Here is a 15,396-nt window from a genome sequence, read left to right on the forward strand (position 1 = left end):
CATCCGTGCGAATCTCTGTGCAGAGATCCCTTTATCATCGTGTTATAATTTTTAGAATACGCTTACAGGTAGCCCATTTTTAAAAATTGAGCAGAGACAATGTTTGATAATTTAACTGACAGACTATCGCGCACATTGCGCAATATCAGTGGCCGTGGGCGACTGACTGAAGACAATATTAAAGAGACACTGCGCGAAGTTCGCATGGCTTTACTTGAGGCTGATGTCGCATTGCCTGTAGTGCGTGACTTTATTTCGTGCGTTAAAGAGAGCGCGGTAGGTCACGAAGTTAACAAAAGCCTTACCCCCGGACAGGAATTTGTCAAAATTGTTCAGAATGAACTGGTTAAGGCAATGGGAGAAGTTAACAGTGAACTGAATCTCTCTACTCAGCCTCCGGCTGTTGTATTGATGGCTGGTTTGCAAGGTGCAGGTAAAACGACCAGCGTTGCTAAATTGGGTAATTTTCTGAAAGGAAAACAAAAGAAAAAAGTTTTGGTGGTCTCTGCTGACGTCTATCGTCCGGCTGCGATCAAACAGCTTGAAACGTTGGCGCAGACAGTCGGTATTGATTTCTACCCTTCCGATGCTCAGGAAAAACCGGTCGATATCGTGACTAAAGCTGTACAACATGCCAAGTTGAAATTCTATGATGCGCTGTTGGTGGATACTGCTGGTCGTCTTCATGTTGACGAAGCTATGATGGATGAGATCAAACAGGTTCATGAAGCCATTAATCCAGTGGAAACCCTGTTTGTTGTTGATGCTATGACGGGCCAGGATGCCGCGAATACAGCAAAAGCTTTTAATGAAGCATTGCCACTGACGGGTGTGGTGTTGACTAAAGTCGATGGTGATGCTCGTGGCGGCGCTGCTCTGTCTATTCGCCATATCACCGGTAAACCAATTAAATTCCTGGGTGTTGGTGAAAAAACTGATGCACTGGAACCTTTCCACCCGGATCGTATTGCCTCTCGAATTCTTGGGATGGGTGATGTTCTCTCTCTGATTGAAGAGATTGAAAGCAAAGTTGATCGTACCCAAGCGGAAAAGCTGGCTTCTAAGCTAAAAAAAGGTGACGGCTTCGATTTAAATGACTTTCTTGACCAGCTTAAACAAATGCGCAATATGGGCGGTATGGCGAGCATGTTAAGCAAAATGCCGGGAATGTCTCAGGTGCCTGATGCAGTAAAATCCCAGATGGATGATAAAGTGCTGGTGAAAATGGAAGCTATTATAAACTCCATGACGCGTAAAGAGCGGGAAAAACCGGAAATTATCAAAGGGTCCCGTAAACGCCGCATTGCCGGTGGTTCCGGTACTCAGGTTCAGGATGTTAACCGCTTGCTTAAACAATTCGACGAAATGCAGCGCATGATGAAGAAAATGAAGAAAGGCGGTCTGGCGAAAATGATGCGTGGCATGAAAGGCATGATGCCACCCGGATTTATGGGCCGTTAATTGATAAAGTCTCGAAGAATATCGACTTTGGATTGCTTTTTGCGCCAAAGTGAGTAAACTTTTCGGGCTTTTTATCTGACAGCCGGACTTCATTCCTCGATGGAGTCTGGTTGTTTTGTTAACTAATGAGGATGTTATGGTAACAATTCGTTTAGCTCGTGGCGGCGCAAAAAAGCGTCCGTTTTATCAAGTCGTAGTGACCGATAGCCGCAACCCGCGTGATGGTCGCTTTATTGAGCGCGTTGGCTTCTTCAACCCTATTGCAACAGGGAAAGCAGAAGCTCTGCGTTTAGATCTGGACCGCATTGAACATTGGGTGGGTCTGGGTGCAACTGTGTCTGATCGTGTTTCTTCACTGATCAAAGACGCTAAAAAAGCAGCTTAATCTGTCGCGGTGGTAACTATGAGCAAGCAAACCAGCCTTGAACTTCCTGTGAGTCCAATCGTATTGGGGAAACTGGGTTCAACTTATGGTATTCGTGGTTGGCTCAGAGTTTTTTCTTCCACCGAACATGCCGAAGACATTTTTGAGTATCAACCGTGGTTTATCCAACGGGCAGGTCAGTGGCAACACATCGAACTGGAAGCCTGGAAACACCACAATCAGGATATGATCGTCAAAATTAAAGGTATTGATGATCGGGATGCTGCGAATTTACTGATTAATTGCGAAATTACCGTAGATTCAGCGCAACTACCGGAACTGGATGCGGGTGATTACTACTGGAAAGACCTGATGGGTTGCCAGGTAGTAAGCACAACAGGTTATAGCCTGGGTACTGTCAGTGACATGATGGAAACCGGTTCTAATGATGTAATGGTAGTTAAAGCAAGCCTGAAAGATGCATTCGGTGTCAAGGAACGGCTGATTCCGTTTCTTGATGGGCAGGTTATCAAGAAAGTCGATCTCGCTACTAAAACTATTGACGTAGATTGGGATCCTGGTTTTTAAACTCCGGTTATAAACGGTTTAAATGAGTGGGACGCTGTAATGTGGATTGGGGTTATTAGCCTGTTTCCTGAAATGTTCCGCGCAATAACCGATTATGGGGTAACTGGCCGGGCAGTAAAGAATGGCCTGTTAAGTATTGAATGCTGGAATCCACGGGATTTTACCTACGACCGGCATCGTACTGTTGACGATCGACCTTACGGCGGTGGTCCAGGCATGTTGATGATGGTTCAGCCTTTACGGGAAGCTATTCATGCAGCAAAAACTGCGGCAGGCGAAGATGCAAAGGTGATTTATCTTTCACCTCAGGGGCGCAAACTCAATCAACAAGGAGTTTGTGAGCTGGCAACAAATGAGAAACTGATTTTGATTTGTGGCCGCTATGAAGGGATAGATGAGCGAGTTATTCAAACTGAGATTGACGAAGAATGGTCTATCGGTGATTACGTGCTCAGTGGTGGTGAAATTCCTGCAATGACCATGATTGACTCTGTTTCCCGGTTCATTCCGGGAGTTCTGGGGCATCAGGCATCGGCTGAAGAAGACTCTTTTGCTGATGGATTGCTGGATTGTCCGCACTATACCCGCCCGGAGGTACTAGATGGCATGGAAGTTCCATCCGTTCTGTTATCGGGGAATCATGCTGAAATTAATCGTTGGCGTATGAAACAATCGCTTGGCCGGACCTGGCTTAGAAGACCTGAACTTCTGGAAAACCTAGCTCTGACTGACGAGCAAAGGATATTGCTGGCAGAGTTCCAGCGGGAACATCTGGTTGAAGCAACGAATTAATCCAGACATATCCCAAAGGGAATGTCTTTGATATATCAGTTTACCTAGGGTAAGAGAATTATTATGAGCAACATTATTAAACAACTTGAACAAGAGCAGATGAAGCAAGACGTACCTTCATTCCGTCCGGGTGACACCGTGGAAGTTAAGGTATGGGTCGTAGAAGGTTCTAAGAAACGTCTGCAGGCATTCGAGGGCGTGGTTATCGCTATTCGTAACCGCGGTCTGCACTCTGCATTCACTGTTCGCAAGATTTCTAACGGCGAAGGTGTTGAGCGTGTATTCCAAACTCACTCCCCAGTCGTAGACAGCATTAGCGTTAAACGTCGTGGTGCTGTTCGTAGAGCTAAATTGTACTATCTGCGTGAGCGTTCTGGTAAAGCTGCTCGTATTAAAGAGCGTTTGAACAGCAAATAATACGCTTTCGTTACATCCGAAAGTTATCGTTGAAGAGGCCAGTAATTGCTGGCCTCTTTTTTTGTATTTTTAATTCATCAATGAATCACTCGGCAATATCTTATTATCTGACAGTAATAATCTTAAAGAAAATTATCTTGAGTATTTTAAAATGATTTCATGCATGACTAACTAAAATAAGGATTTATTTTGAAAACTATTCAACTACATAATAAAACAATGGCTTACCGAGATGAAGGAGAAGGTTTCCCGTTATTACTGGGGCATAGTTATTTGTTTAACTCTGATATGTGGGCACCACAAATCGAAGTTTTAAGTAAAAAATACAGAGTGATCGCTCCCGATTTGTGGGGACACGGGAATTCGGCGGAATTACCAGAGCAACATAAAACGTTGGCCGATTTGGCGAGAGATTACCTGGCGTTGATGGATCAACTTGGAATTAAAGAATTTGCTGTAATTGGTTTATCGGCTGGCGGTATGTGGGGGACTGAATTAGCCGCGATGGTACCGAACAGAGTTAAAGCATTAGTTCTGATGGATACCTTTGTGGGGTTAGAACCTGAGATTACTCATAAAAAATACTTTGCTATGTTGGATGTGATAGAGCAGGCTGGCGCTATTCCGCAATCTCTCTTGCAACAGATAGTGCCAATCTTTTTCAGTCAGCAACCCGCGCAAAATTTGGTTGATGAGTTAACTCAGCGTTTGGTAACAATTCCTGCGGAAGTATTATGTAATAGCATTGTTCCGTTAGGGCGAATGATTTTTGGGCGTGAAGATAGGACTCATTTGTTGGAAAAATTAGATATTCCAGCTCTTGTTATCACTGGTGAACAAGATATTCCTCGTCCGCCCTTAGAAGGTTACTTGATGGCTGAAATACTTCGCTGTGATTATGTTGTTATTCAGGATGCCGGGCATATTTCCACATTGGAGCAACCCCATAAAGTTAATCAGGAATTGGTCGCTTTTTTGCAGCAAGCTCTGTAGCGATTCTTTTAATGAAAAGGCCGGATTTTCCGGCCCTTAATATTGAGTTTAGTAAAGATCTGCATAAATATTTTCTTCAGGATATAACCCATATATAAGAACTGGTGACACAGGTTCCCTTCATAACGTCTGCTAGTAATAAGCATATAACTATATATCGCTGGCTGTAGTATTATCATAAATTTTCTTAATTAATGGAAAAGAGTGAATTTGACATACCTTAATATTTTATTGGTATGATTCATTAATTTCATATAAATAAATTGAGATAATCTAACTTAAATATAAAATATGATTGTTAATGTTATTTATTTTCAATAATAAAAACGAGATGAATATTTTGTTTTTACTTGATGGTTTTAAAGATAAATATACAAAGTCAATAATAATAAAATATTAATTATTGTGTTTTGATATTAATTTTTATTTGAATATGATAATTATTCCTAATGTGTTTTTATTTGGGATAATTTTAATATTATTAATAACTATCTGGGTATATTTGTAATTTGGATTAAGTCTTTGTTTTTGTAAATAAAAATTTACACTATTTATATTTTATTTACACATTTGGATTGTATTCTTTACGATGCGTGATATGTTATTGGTCAAATACATAAAAAACATAAAAATAAATTAACACATAATGATAATTTGAGGAGATAACTGAAATGTTCATACAAAAAGATGCACTTAATAACGTTCACATCAGTGGTGAACAAATTCTTATAACTCCGGAAGAATTAAAACAACAATATTCACTCAGTGGTAATGATCTGCATGCTATTGCAAATGCACGTAAAATAATTGCTGACATTATTCAGCGTCGTGATCCCCGTTTGCTGGTCGTGTGTGGTCCTTGCTCTATTCATGATGTGGATGCAGCTTTGGATTATGCTCATCGTTTGGCCGTACTTTCTTCTGAATTAAGTGACAGTCTGTACATTGTAATGCGTGTCTATTTTGAAAAACCTCGTACAACAGTGGGTTGGAAAGGTCTTATTAACGATCCATTCATGGATGGTTCATTTGATGTGGAAGCTGGCTTGCATATTGCTCGTCGTTTACTACTTAGCTTGGTTAAAATGGGATTACCTCTTGCAACAGAGGCTTTAGATCCGAATAGCCCACAGTACTTAGGCGATTTGTTTAGTTGGTCTGCAATCGGCGCAAGAACGACAGAATCTCAGACGCACCGGGAAATGGCTTCAGGTTTGTCTATGCCGGTTGGTTTCAAAAATGGGACTGATGGTAGCCTAAGTACAGCAATTAATGCGATGCGTGCAGCCGCTATGCCTCATCGTTTTATGGGAATAAATCAGTCAGGGCAGGTATGTTTGTTACAAACACAAGGGAATCCGAATGGACACATTATTTTACGTGGAGGCAAGACACCTAATTACAGTGCTGAACATGTAATGGAATGTGAACAGCAGATGATGAAGTCCGGATTATTGCCTTCCTTGATGATTGATTGCAGCCATGGTAACTCTAATAAAGATTTTCGTCGCCAAAGCGAGGTTGTAGATTCTGTAGCAGAACAGATTATTTCGGGTAACCAATCTATCACTGGGATTATGTTGGAGAGCCATATTAATGAAGGTAACCAATCTTCTGATCAACCTCGTAGTGAAATGAAATATGGAGTATCAGTGACTGACGCTTGTATTAGTTGGCAGACCACAGAAGCGGTTCTGAGAAAATTGCATCAGCAAATCAGTTCGCAATTGTCGCAAAGAATTACGATATTGAAAAAAGCAGGGTAATAAGTATGGTGGCTGAATTATCTCAATTGCGGGACAAGATTGATGAAGTGGATAAGGCTTTGTTGGATTTACTGGCAAAGCGACTGGAATTAGTTGCAGAGGTCGGTGAGGTAAAAAGCCAGAATGGGTTGCCAATTTATGCGCCTGACAGAGAAACTGCGATGCTTGCTTCACGTCGGCAGGAGGCTGAAGATTTTGGTGTTCCACCGGATTTAATTGAAGATATTCTGCGTCGCATTATGCGGGAGTCTTATACCAGTGAGAATGACAAAGGATTTAAAACTCTTTGCCCTCAATTGGGGTCAATAGTCATTGTTGGTGGCTTGGGTAAAATGGGGAAACTGTTTGGTCGCTTGTTAACTTTGTCTGGTTATGAGGTCAAAAATCTGGAATCACAAGATTGGTCTGACGCAGAGCAGATTCTGACTGGTGCGGGTATGGTCATTATCAGTGTACCTATTCATCTGACAGAAGAGGTTATTCGCCGTTTACCACCATTACCTGACCGTTGTATTTTGGTGGATTTGGCATCTATCAAACAGAAACCATTACAAGCTATGCTTGATGTGCACAACGGTCCAGTGCTGGGGCTACATCCTATGTTTGGGCCGGATGTGGGCAGCTTGGCAAAACAGGTTGTTGTTTACTGTGATGGACGCCAAGAGGAAGCTTATCAGTGGTTTTTGGAACAGCTGCTGATTTGGGGGGCTTGCCTGCATCAGATGGATGCTGAACAGCATGATAAAAATATGAGTTTTATCCAGGCGTTACGCCACTTCACAACGTTCGCTTATGGGCAACATCTTGCACAGGAAGGTACTGATTTACAACAATTGTTATCAATATCCTCACCAATTTACCGCCTGGAACTGATTATGGTGGGGCGATTGTTTGCGCAAGATCCTCAGCTTTACGCTGATATTATTATGTCATCACCAGAGAATATTAATCTTATACGTCGTTATCACCAAAGTTTTGGGCAAGCGCTTGAGTTACTGGAAGGCCAGGATAAACAGGCATTTATCAGTAGTTTTAAAGATGTTAGTGAATGGTTTGGTGATTATGCGTTTCACTTTATGAAAGAGAGCAGAGTATTGCTTCAACAAGCGAATGATAGTCGTCAATAATTAAAAAGAACCGGATATCGAAATATCCGGTTCTTTTTAATCAGGATGGACTGACAGGAACTATACTTTCTGTTGGATAACACCCCAATACTTTTAATGAGTGAGTAATTTCCGCTAATGTTTTCAGGACATGTTGCATATTGATTGAACGAATATTAGCCTGGACATCAATATAAAACATCTCTTCCCACGGATTTCCGCTAATCGGCCGAGATTCCAGTTTGCTTATAATGATATTATGTTCTTTTAGTACCATAAGTGCATCTACTAACGCTCCCGCTTGTTGCCCAGTAGCCATAATAAATGTCGTTTTGGATGGTACCTGTTCTGAAACCTCGATAGGCTGACGGGCAACGATAATAAAACGGGTAATATTATGTGATTGATTTGCCAGATTTTGTTCCAGGACTTGTAACTGATAAAGCGCACCACCGGCTTCACTGCCTAAAGCTGCAATTTCTGGTGAGTTCTGTTCAGCGACTTTTTGCATAGCTGCGGCGGTGCTTTCGCAATATTTAATTTTCCAATGCGGGAATTGATTAATATATTGACTGCATTGTTGGAATGGTTGAGGGTGGCTGTAAACCGTTTTTATCTGTGATAGTTCTGTATTGCTTGCAACCAGCAGGCAATGGTTAATGGGAATCGTTATTTCTCCTACAATTGACAAACTGGTATGTTGTAATAAGTCGTAAACATCATTGATAGAGCCAGAACTGGTGTTTTCAATCGGCAATATTCCGTAATCAGCCTGTCCTGTTTCAACCAGGGGGAAGATATCCTGGAACTTATGGCAACTGCATTCAACCAATTGATCAAAATGACGTGCTGCATATTGGCGGGCTGCGATATGGGAATAGGAACCACGAGGACCAAGGAACGCAATACGAGCTGAATCGTAGGGGGTTTGATTGAGGTGTTGCTGTAATAATGCTTGCTGAGTGAGTACAGAATCTTCGATGATCGTTTGAAACAGACGGGTGATATAGAAGCCATCAAGCCCGTGGCTTTTTCCTTTTTTAATTAGAACATCTAATAGTTCCCGTTCACGATCTTTGTCTCTGATGGGACGATTATTCTGTAATTTAGTTTGTGCAATATCAGAGGCTAATTGGCGTCGTTCTGCCAGTAAAATCAGTAACTTTAAATCAAGTTCGCTGACTTTTTTCCGTATTCTCAGCAAATTGTTTTGATCCATAATGAGTTCCTAATTGGTTATTCATATTCTGACAATAATATGTTTGTATTGGACAGAAAAAAGCCTCCCAATTGGGAGGCTTGCTGTTCGTCTTCTGGTTCTTTCTTCAAGGACGAAAGCCTCCTTAGGGGAAGGTAAAAAAGAAGGAGAAGAAAAACAGGTTTGTATTCATCATATTCATAGTTTGCATAAACAATATACCCTAATTAACCTTATGTTGTTGTTTCTGTCAATAAAAAAACGCGCCCAAATCGAACGCGTTAGAGAAAACCATAGTTATTTTATTGTTGTGTTTCTAGGTCAAGATTTAATTCTTTAACACTGTTATAAGTACGGCGAGCTTCTCCTTTGTGCTGTACTTTATTCAACTGACGTTCCAGTTTTGCTAATAATTCATTGATGGCAGCATACATATCTTCATGTTTTGCACCTGCAACCAGAGTACCATTTGGTATACTTATAGTTGCATCAGCCATAAAAAATTGAGGGCCTTTTGATAGAATAATATGAGGATTTATCAGGTTTACTTGCCATTTATTCAGTTTACTCAGACGGTTTTCTACGTGGTTGCGAATTGCCGGGGTAATCTCCATTTGTTTGCTGGTAATATTCACTATCATATAGTTACCTCTCATTATTGATTATCCACCTTCAATAATTTCAGCATACATTTCTTTTTCATGAAAAAAGTGATCTAAATCACTTTTAATCAGATATGTGGCAAGTAGTTGAAGTAATTGTGATTAGCGATAAGAATGTGAAGAATATCTATTGCGGGATTAAAGCTTATGAGACATTATTGATAAGTTGAGTCTTTATTAACCCTCTTGATAAACAGTCCTTTTTTGTGTTTTATAAGTAAAAAATAAAACAGCAGCTGGAACTGCTGTTTTATTTTGTCTGTTTTTTTATACTGGATTAGCAGCAATGAGTTTTGCTACTTTATCTGCCTGAGCTGTTAAGCCCAAACGTGCATAAGCCTTTTCCATATAAAGCAGTGCCTTCAGGGTTGACGGTGTATCAGGATAATCTCGTAGCATTTGTTCCGCTCGATTTACCACCGCGACATAAGCGCCACGTTTGTTATAATATTCCACAACAGAAAGTTCATATTTCGCCAGGCGCTCTTTAATAAACACTAAACGCTTACTGGCATCGGCAGCATAGAGGCTGTTAGGATGATAACGTACTAATTGGCTAAAATCCCTGAATGATGCCCTGGCATGTTCAGGATCACGATCTGAGCGGTCAATGCCGAAGAAACTTTGCAGTGCGCTGTTATCCAATGTTTGTGAGGTTAATCCGCGCATATACAGAACATAATCAATGTTGGGGTGAGTTGGGTTTAGGCGCATGAAACGGTCAATGGAGGCTAATGCCATTGCCAAGTCAGAGGATTTATAATAAGCATAAATCAGATCGAGTTGTACTTGTTGTGAATAAGGGCCAAATGGATAGCGGTTATCGAGGGTTTCCAATTGCGAGATCGCAGCTTTATAGTTACCGTTTTGCAGTTTTTCTTGACCCTCGGAGTAAATCTCCGAAGGTGGGCTGTCTGGGACAGCATTTTTACTACCAGAGCACCCGGCAAGTACCAGGCTCAATGTGGCTGCTGCCACCAGATGTTTTATGCGTATCATCACGTGTTGATTATCCTCTGAGTGTTTTTCTGGGAGACTATCCATGAAGCTCCCGGCAAAAGATCGAGTTACAATAGCACACTATATTAAATTAAACGGCTCTGCCGTCAAAACTCAACGTAAGTGTAGAAATAATATATGGCACAACAAATACGACTTAATACAACAGTCGCCGATTCTCAGCTCGGTCAACGTTTAGATCAGGCTTTGGCCGAATTGTTCCCTGATTATTCAAGATCACGCATAAAAGATTGGATCTTGGATGATAGAGTTCAGGTTAATGGCAAATTAATCAATAAGCCAAAAGAAAAAGTGCTGGGCGGTGAAGAAATCTCAATTGATGCCATCATTGAGGAAGATGCACGTTGGGAGCCTCAGAATATTTCGTTAGATATTGTCTATGAAGATGATGACATTCTGGTAATAAATAAGCCACGTGGTTTGGTTGTTCACCCCGGTGCGGGAAATTCAGACGGTACGGTATTAAATGCTCTGTTATATCGTTACCCTGAAATAGCCGATGTTCCACGGGCGGGCATTGTTCACCGCCTTGATAAAGATACGACAGGGCTTATGGTCATTGCTAAAACTGTTCCTGCTCAAACTCGTTTGGTGGAATCACTCCAACTACGCGAAATTACCCGTGAGTATGAAGCTGTAGCAACAGGTCGTATGACTGCTGGTGGAATAATTGAAGAGCCTATTTCGCGTCATCCGACAAAACGCACACATATGGCAGTACATCCGATGGGAAAACCTGCAATTACCCGCTATCGGGTGATGGAGCATTTCAGGGCACATACTCGTTTGCGTTTGCGGCTGGAAACGGGTAGAACGCATCAGATACGTGTCCACATGGCCTATATTAGTCACTCATTGGTGGGAGATCCTCTGTATGGTGGTCGTCCTCGTCCTTTGAAAGGCGCTTCCTATGAATTCCGCGATGTGATGCGCAACTTTGATCGTCAGGCATTGCACGCCACAATGCTACGTCTTTATCATCCGATTACCGGAATTGAAATGGAATGGCATGCTAACTTACCTAAAGATATGGTTATTCTGATTAATGCATTAAAAGCTGATGCAGAAGCGTTTAAAGACGAAATGGATTGGTAAATGACGTCGCTTATTTTTCCAGCCTGGCCACAACCGACGACAGTAAAAGCCTGTAGTTCCACCCGTTTGGGAGGAATCAGTTTGTCGCCTTATGATAGTCTGAACCTTGGTAAGCATGTTGGCGATGAGCCTGATGTTGTTGAACAAAACAGGCATATTCTGGCTAAAGTGGCAGAATTGCCTCAACAGCCGGCCTGGTTAGAACAGGTCCATGGCACTCGTGTTGTAAGGCTTAATGGTCAGCCAGTGGAAGATAATAAAGCTGATGCTGTTTACACCAACATTCCCGGGCAGGTTTGTGCTGTGATGACAGCAGATTGCTTGCCTGTACTGTTTTGCAGCTCTGCTGGTGATGAGGTTGCAGCCGCTCATTCTGGTTGGCGTGGTCTATGCGCTGGAGTGTTAGAGAATACGATTGCTCAATTTAAAACTGAACCTGATCAGATTCAAGCTTGGTTGGGGCCGGCAATTGGCGCGAAAGAATTTGAAGTTGGCAGTGAAGTTATGGAAGCGTTCATTGCACAGAATTCTGATCTAAGTAAAGCTTTTATGCCTTTTGGTGAAAAATATTTAGCAGATATATATTTGCTGGCAAAATTAAAATTGCAATCTGTTGGTGTAAAAGCGATTTTTGGCGGGATTGAGTGTACTGTCAGTAATAAAGAGAAATTTTTCTCTTATCGTCGTGATGGAATCACTGGACGTATGGCAACTTTAATCTGGCTGATATAACCTACCCATAGGGCGATCCACTGGCGCATAAGAGAATACCTCACAATTTGCTTTTCAGAATCACCTTGAATATTTGAGGAATGGCCTCATTTAATCTCCAGTAGCAAAATTCTGAAATCAGTATTGGAGGTGTTATGCGTCTGGATCGTCTTACTAATAAATTCCAGCTTGCTCTCGCTGATGCCCAGTCCTTTGCGCTGGGGCATGATAATCAATTCATCGAACCAATTCACTTGATGAGCTCACTGTTAAAACAAGAAGGTGGTTCTGTTCGTCCGTTATTAATGTTAGTTGGAATTGATGCAGGCCGTTTCAGCAACCAGCTTGAGCAGGTTTTAGAACGTTTGCCACGAGTACAGGGTGTTGGTGGTGATGTGCAACCATCTAATGACTTAATTCGTCATTTAAATCTGTGCGACAAACTAGCACAAAAAGCGGGGGATAATTTTATTTCCTCAGAATTATTTGTTCTGGCAGCGCTGGAAGAGCGTGGCACATTGAGCGACATATTGAAAACTGTCGGAGCAACAAAAGAAAAAATCATTAAGGCAATAGAACAAATGCGTGGTGGTGAAAAAATTAATGACCAAGGCGCGGAAGATCAACGCCAAGCTCTTAAAAAATATACCATTGATCTGACTGAACGTGCTGAACAAGGCAAACTTGATCCGGTGATTGGCCGTGATGAAGAAATTCGTCGCACTATTCAGGTATTGCAACGCCGTACCAAAAATAACCCTGTCTTGATTGGTGAACCTGGGGTTGGTAAAACTGCTATTGTCGAAGGGCTTGCTCAACGAATTATTAATGGAGAAGTTCCTGAAGGACTGAAAAATAAGCGGGTTCTTTCTCTAGATATGGGGGCACTGTTAGCAGGAGCTAAATATCGTGGTGAATTTGAAGAGCGATTGAAAGGTGTGCTGAATGATCTTTCTAAACAGGAAGGCAGTATTATTCTGTTTATTGACGAATTACACACTATGGTTGGTGCAGGTAAAGCTGAGGGGGCAATGGATGCCGGTAACATGCTGAAACCTGCTCTGGCCCGCGGTGAACTTCACTGTGTAGGTGCAACTACATTGGACGAATATCGCCAATATATTGAAAAAGATGCTGCACTGGAGCGTCGTTTCCAAAAAGTCTACGTTGCAGAACCTTCAGTGGAAGATACCATCGCTATTTTGCGTGGCCTGAAAGAGCGTTATGAACTACATCACCATGTACAGATTACAGACCCTGCGATTGTCGCGGCAGCAACATTATCTCATCGTTATATCTCAGATCGTATGTTGCCGGACAAAGCTATCGACCTGATTGATGAAGCTGGTGCCAGTCTACGTATGCAAATGGACTCAAAACCTGAAACGCTGGACCGTCTGGAACGTCGGGTTATTCAATTAAAGCTGGAACAGCAGGCACTGAGAAAAGAATCTGATGATGCGAGTAAAAAACGGCTTGAAATGCTTAATGAAGAGCTGATTGAAAAAGAACGGGAATATTCTGAACTGGAAGAAGAATGGAAAGCTGAGAAAGCTGAACTTACTGGTACTCAGAATATAAAAGCAGAACTGGAAAATGCCCGTATCAGTCTGGAACAAGCACGCCGTAGTGGTGATTTAGCGAAGATGTCTGAAATTCAGTATGGGAAAATACCTGGATTGGAGAAGCAGCTTGCCGCAGCCACACAAGCTGAAGGTAAGCCAATGAAACTGCTACGTAACAAAGTTACTGATGCGGAAATTGCTGAAATTCTTGCTCGTTGGACGGGTATTCCGGTTTCCAGAATGCTTGAGAGTGAAAAAGATAAGCTGCTGCGCATGGACCAAGAATTGCACAAACGTGTTATTGGTCAGGATGAAGCGGTAGATGCGGTATCCAATGCGATTCGCCGTAATCGGGCTGGATTATCTGACCCAAACCGGCCGATTGGTTCATTCTTGTTCCTTGGCCCAACCGGAGTGGGTAAAACTGAGTTATGCAAAGCTTTGGCTAATTTCCTGTTTGACAGCGATGATGCCATGGTGCGTATCGACATGTCTGAGTTTATGGAAAAGCATGCAATATCACGGTTGGTGGGGGCACCTCCAGGATATGTCGGTTACGAAGAAGGCGGCTATCTGACAGAGGCTGTTCGTCGTCGACCTTACTCTGTCATTTTGCTTGATGAGGTGGAAAAAGCGCACCCGGATGTTTTTAACATTTTGTTGCAGGTATTGGATGATGGTCGGTTGACTGATGGGCAAGGTCGTACTGTCGATTTCCGTAACACGGTTGTGATCATGACTTCTAACCTGGGTTCGGACATGATTCAAGAGCGTTTTGGTAGCCTAAATTATGGCGAAATGAAAGATATGGTGATGGAAACTGTTAACCATCATTTCAGACCGGAGTTTATTAACCGTATTGATGAAGTTGTTGTGTTCCATCCATTAGGACGTCGGCATTTGTCAGCAATTGCAGATATTCAATTGCAACGTTTGTACAAGCGTCTGGAAGAGCGTGGCTATCAGGTTACTATTACTCAGCAAGCGTTGGAAATGCTAGGAGAAGCTGGGTTCGATCCTGTGTATGGCGCACGACCATTGAAACGAGCTATCCAGCAGGAAATCGAAAACCCATTAGCTCAAAAGATACTTTCCGGTCAGCTATTACCAGGAAAACCAGTTACTCTGGATGTGGAAAATAGCCATATAGTGGCAAAACAATAACTTTATACTTAACTGAAGATAATAAAGAGGTAGGAAACTGCCTCTTTTTTTGCCATTTTGTGCAAGGAGTCGCAATTCAGCACTGTTTTCGCTTGATTTGTGAGCGGTCGGATTGTTTTTGTAATTAAACACTTGCCAGCGCCGAAGAACCCCCTATAATGCGCCACCACTGACCGACACAACGCTGATAAACATTGTGAGGCCAGGCAGGGAAAAGTGAATAAGCGCTTGACTCTGCGGGCGAAAAGCGTAGTATACGCAGCCCGGCTGAACCAGAATGTTATTTTTTAGTTCAGCCTGCTCTTTAACAATTAATCAGACAATCTGTGTGGGCACTCACAAGACCGTATCACAAAAAAAATACACTAAGTCTTGAAGAGTGAACAACAGTTGATTCATGACGAATGAACAGTAAAATTCTTTGAGCATCAAGCTTTTAATAGAAGAGTTTGATCATGGCTCAGATTGAACGCTGGCGGCAGGCCTAACACATG

The 15,396-nt window shown here is 42.1% G+C and carries 14 protein-coding genes and 1 other annotated feature; of the genes, 11 read left to right on the forward strand and 3 right to left on the reverse strand.

Translation table 11 applies throughout. From position 1 onward, the window contains the following. Window positions 1-99 precede the first annotated feature (99 nt). The 8 genes from ffh (at window position 100) to tyrA (ending at window position 7,508) form a co-directional block, all read left to right on the forward strand. Entirely contained in the window at window positions 100-1,461 is a 1,362-nt protein-coding gene (ffh, locus tag C5470_RS18790; protein ID WP_166291221.1) for a signal recognition particle protein, read from the forward strand. 136 nt (window positions 1,462-1,597) lie between these two features. Then, the gene (rpsP, locus tag C5470_RS18795; protein ID WP_036850135.1) at window positions 1,598-1,846 is read left to right on the forward strand and encodes a 30S ribosomal protein S16; all 249 of its coding nucleotides are present in this window, start codon (window positions 1,598-1,600) and stop codon (window positions 1,844-1,846) included. A gap of 18 nt (window positions 1,847-1,864) precedes the next feature. Further along, the gene (gene rimM / locus C5470_RS18800; RefSeq protein ID WP_166291223.1) at window positions 1,865-2,413 is read left to right on the forward strand and encodes a ribosome maturation factor RimM; all 549 of its coding nucleotides are present in this window, start codon (window positions 1,865-1,867) and stop codon (window positions 2,411-2,413) included. Between the two features lie 39 nt (window positions 2,414-2,452). Continuing rightward, window positions 2,453-3,205 carry a tRNA (guanosine(37)-N1)-methyltransferase TrmD gene (gene trmD, locus C5470_RS18805; RefSeq protein ID WP_166291225.1) on the forward strand — a complete coding sequence of 251 codons (753 nt, stop codon included), beginning with the start codon at window positions 2,453-2,455 and terminating at the stop codon, window positions 3,203-3,205. A 63-nt stretch (window positions 3,206-3,268) separates the two neighbouring features. After that, window positions 3,269-3,622 (forward strand): 50S ribosomal protein L19, encoded by a 354-nt coding sequence (rplS, locus tag C5470_RS18810; RefSeq protein WP_021325982.1) that lies wholly within the window; start codon window positions 3,269-3,271, stop codon window positions 3,620-3,622. A gap of 189 nt (window positions 3,623-3,811) precedes the next feature. Beyond that, complete coding sequence (locus C5470_RS18815; RefSeq protein ID WP_166291227.1) at window positions 3,812-4,615, forward strand: alpha/beta fold hydrolase; 804 nt, start codon at window positions 3,812-3,814, stop codon at window positions 4,613-4,615. A 671-nt stretch (window positions 4,616-5,286) separates the two neighbouring features. Beyond that, a complete protein-coding gene (locus C5470_RS18820) occupies window positions 5,287-6,381 on the forward strand; it encodes a 3-deoxy-7-phosphoheptulonate synthase (protein ID WP_166291229.1) in 1,095 nt (364 codons plus the stop codon). A 5-nt stretch (window positions 6,382-6,386) separates the two neighbouring features. Next, on the forward strand, window positions 6,387-7,508 hold the full coding sequence (gene tyrA / locus C5470_RS18825; RefSeq protein ID WP_166291231.1) for a bifunctional chorismate mutase/prephenate dehydrogenase: 1,122 nt from the start codon (window positions 6,387-6,389) through the stop codon (window positions 7,506-7,508). A gap of 40 nt (window positions 7,509-7,548) precedes the next feature. On the opposite strand, the gene pheA is transcribed toward tyrA, so the two are convergent. From pheA to bamD, 3 genes are all read right to left on the reverse strand, one after another. After that, window positions 7,549-8,706 carry a bifunctional chorismate mutase/prephenate dehydratase gene (pheA, locus tag C5470_RS18830; protein WP_166291233.1) on the reverse strand — a complete coding sequence of 386 codons (1,158 nt, stop codon included), beginning with the start codon at window positions 8,704-8,706 and terminating at the stop codon, window positions 7,549-7,551. A 54-nt stretch (window positions 8,707-8,760) separates the two neighbouring features. Further along, window positions 8,761-8,879: a sequence feature (Phe leader region), on the reverse strand. Window positions 8,880-8,987: 108 nt separating this feature from the next. Beyond that, complete coding sequence (gene raiA, locus C5470_RS18835; RefSeq protein WP_036850311.1) at window positions 8,988-9,326, reverse strand: ribosome-associated translation inhibitor RaiA; 339 nt, start codon at window positions 9,324-9,326, stop codon at window positions 8,988-8,990. Between the two features lie 288 nt (window positions 9,327-9,614). Then, complete coding sequence (gene bamD / locus C5470_RS18840; protein ID WP_036850313.1) at window positions 9,615-10,346, reverse strand: outer membrane protein assembly factor BamD; 732 nt, start codon at window positions 10,344-10,346, stop codon at window positions 9,615-9,617. A 138-nt stretch (window positions 10,347-10,484) separates the two neighbouring features. On the opposite strand from bamD, the gene rluD reads away from it, so the two are divergent. The 3 genes from rluD to clpB all read left to right on the forward strand — a co-directional run bounded on the left by rluD (window position 10,485) and on the right by clpB (window position 14,902). Further along, the gene (gene rluD, locus C5470_RS18845) at window positions 10,485-11,462 is read left to right on the forward strand and encodes a 23S rRNA pseudouridine(1911/1915/1917) synthase RluD (RefSeq protein WP_166291234.1); all 978 of its coding nucleotides are present in this window, start codon (window positions 10,485-10,487) and stop codon (window positions 11,460-11,462) included. Next, window positions 11,463-12,194, forward strand: a complete 732-nt coding sequence (gene yfiH, locus C5470_RS18850) for a purine nucleoside phosphorylase YfiH (RefSeq protein WP_166291236.1) — start codon at window positions 11,463-11,465, stop codon at window positions 12,192-12,194. A 134-nt stretch (window positions 12,195-12,328) separates the two neighbouring features. Next, window positions 12,329-14,902, forward strand: a complete 2,574-nt coding sequence (gene clpB, locus C5470_RS18855; RefSeq protein WP_166291238.1) for an ATP-dependent chaperone ClpB — start codon at window positions 12,329-12,331, stop codon at window positions 14,900-14,902. The last annotated feature ends 494 nt before the right edge of the window (window positions 14,903-15,396 follow it).

Origin of the sequence: Photorhabdus stackebrandtii, from assembly GCF_011189495.1 — a bacterium.
GTDB classification, from domain to species: Bacteria; Pseudomonadota; Gammaproteobacteria; order Enterobacterales; family Enterobacteriaceae; genus Photorhabdus; species Photorhabdus khanii.

Bases quoted from the DNA above. Each gene is read 5' to 3' on its own strand.
- ffh (WP_166291221.1), top strand. From the start codon at position 100: ATGTTTGATAATTTAACTGACAGACTATCGCGCACATTGCGCAATATC.
- rpsP (WP_036850135.1), top strand. From the start codon at position 1,598: ATGGTAACAATTCGTTTAGCTCGTGGCGGCGCAAAAAAGCGTCCGTTT.
- rimM (WP_166291223.1), top strand. From the start codon at position 1,865: ATGAGCAAGCAAACCAGCCTTGAACTTCCTGTGAGTCCAATCGTATTG.
- trmD (WP_166291225.1), top strand. From the start codon at position 2,453: ATGTGGATTGGGGTTATTAGCCTGTTTCCTGAAATGTTCCGCGCAATA.
- rplS (WP_021325982.1), top strand. From the start codon at position 3,269: ATGAGCAACATTATTAAACAACTTGAACAAGAGCAGATGAAGCAAGAC.
- C5470_RS18820 (WP_166291229.1), top strand. From the start codon at position 5,287: ATGTTCATACAAAAAGATGCACTTAATAACGTTCACATCAGTGGTGAA.
- tyrA (WP_166291231.1), top strand. From the start codon at position 6,387: ATGGTGGCTGAATTATCTCAATTGCGGGACAAGATTGATGAAGTGGAT.
- pheA (WP_166291233.1), bottom strand. From the start codon at position 8,706: ATGGATCAAAACAATTTGCTGAGAATACGGAAAAAAGTCAGCGAACTT.
- raiA (WP_036850311.1), bottom strand. From the start codon at position 9,326: ATGATAGTGAATATTACCAGCAAACAAATGGAGATTACCCCGGCAATT.
- bamD (WP_036850313.1), bottom strand. From the start codon at position 10,346: ATGATACGCATAAAACATCTGGTGGCAGCAGCCACATTGAGCCTGGTA.
- rluD (WP_166291234.1), top strand. From the start codon at position 10,485: ATGGCACAACAAATACGACTTAATACAACAGTCGCCGATTCTCAGCTC.
- yfiH (WP_166291236.1), top strand. From the start codon at position 11,463: ATGACGTCGCTTATTTTTCCAGCCTGGCCACAACCGACGACAGTAAAA.
- clpB (WP_166291238.1), top strand. From the start codon at position 12,329: ATGCGTCTGGATCGTCTTACTAATAAATTCCAGCTTGCTCTCGCTGAT.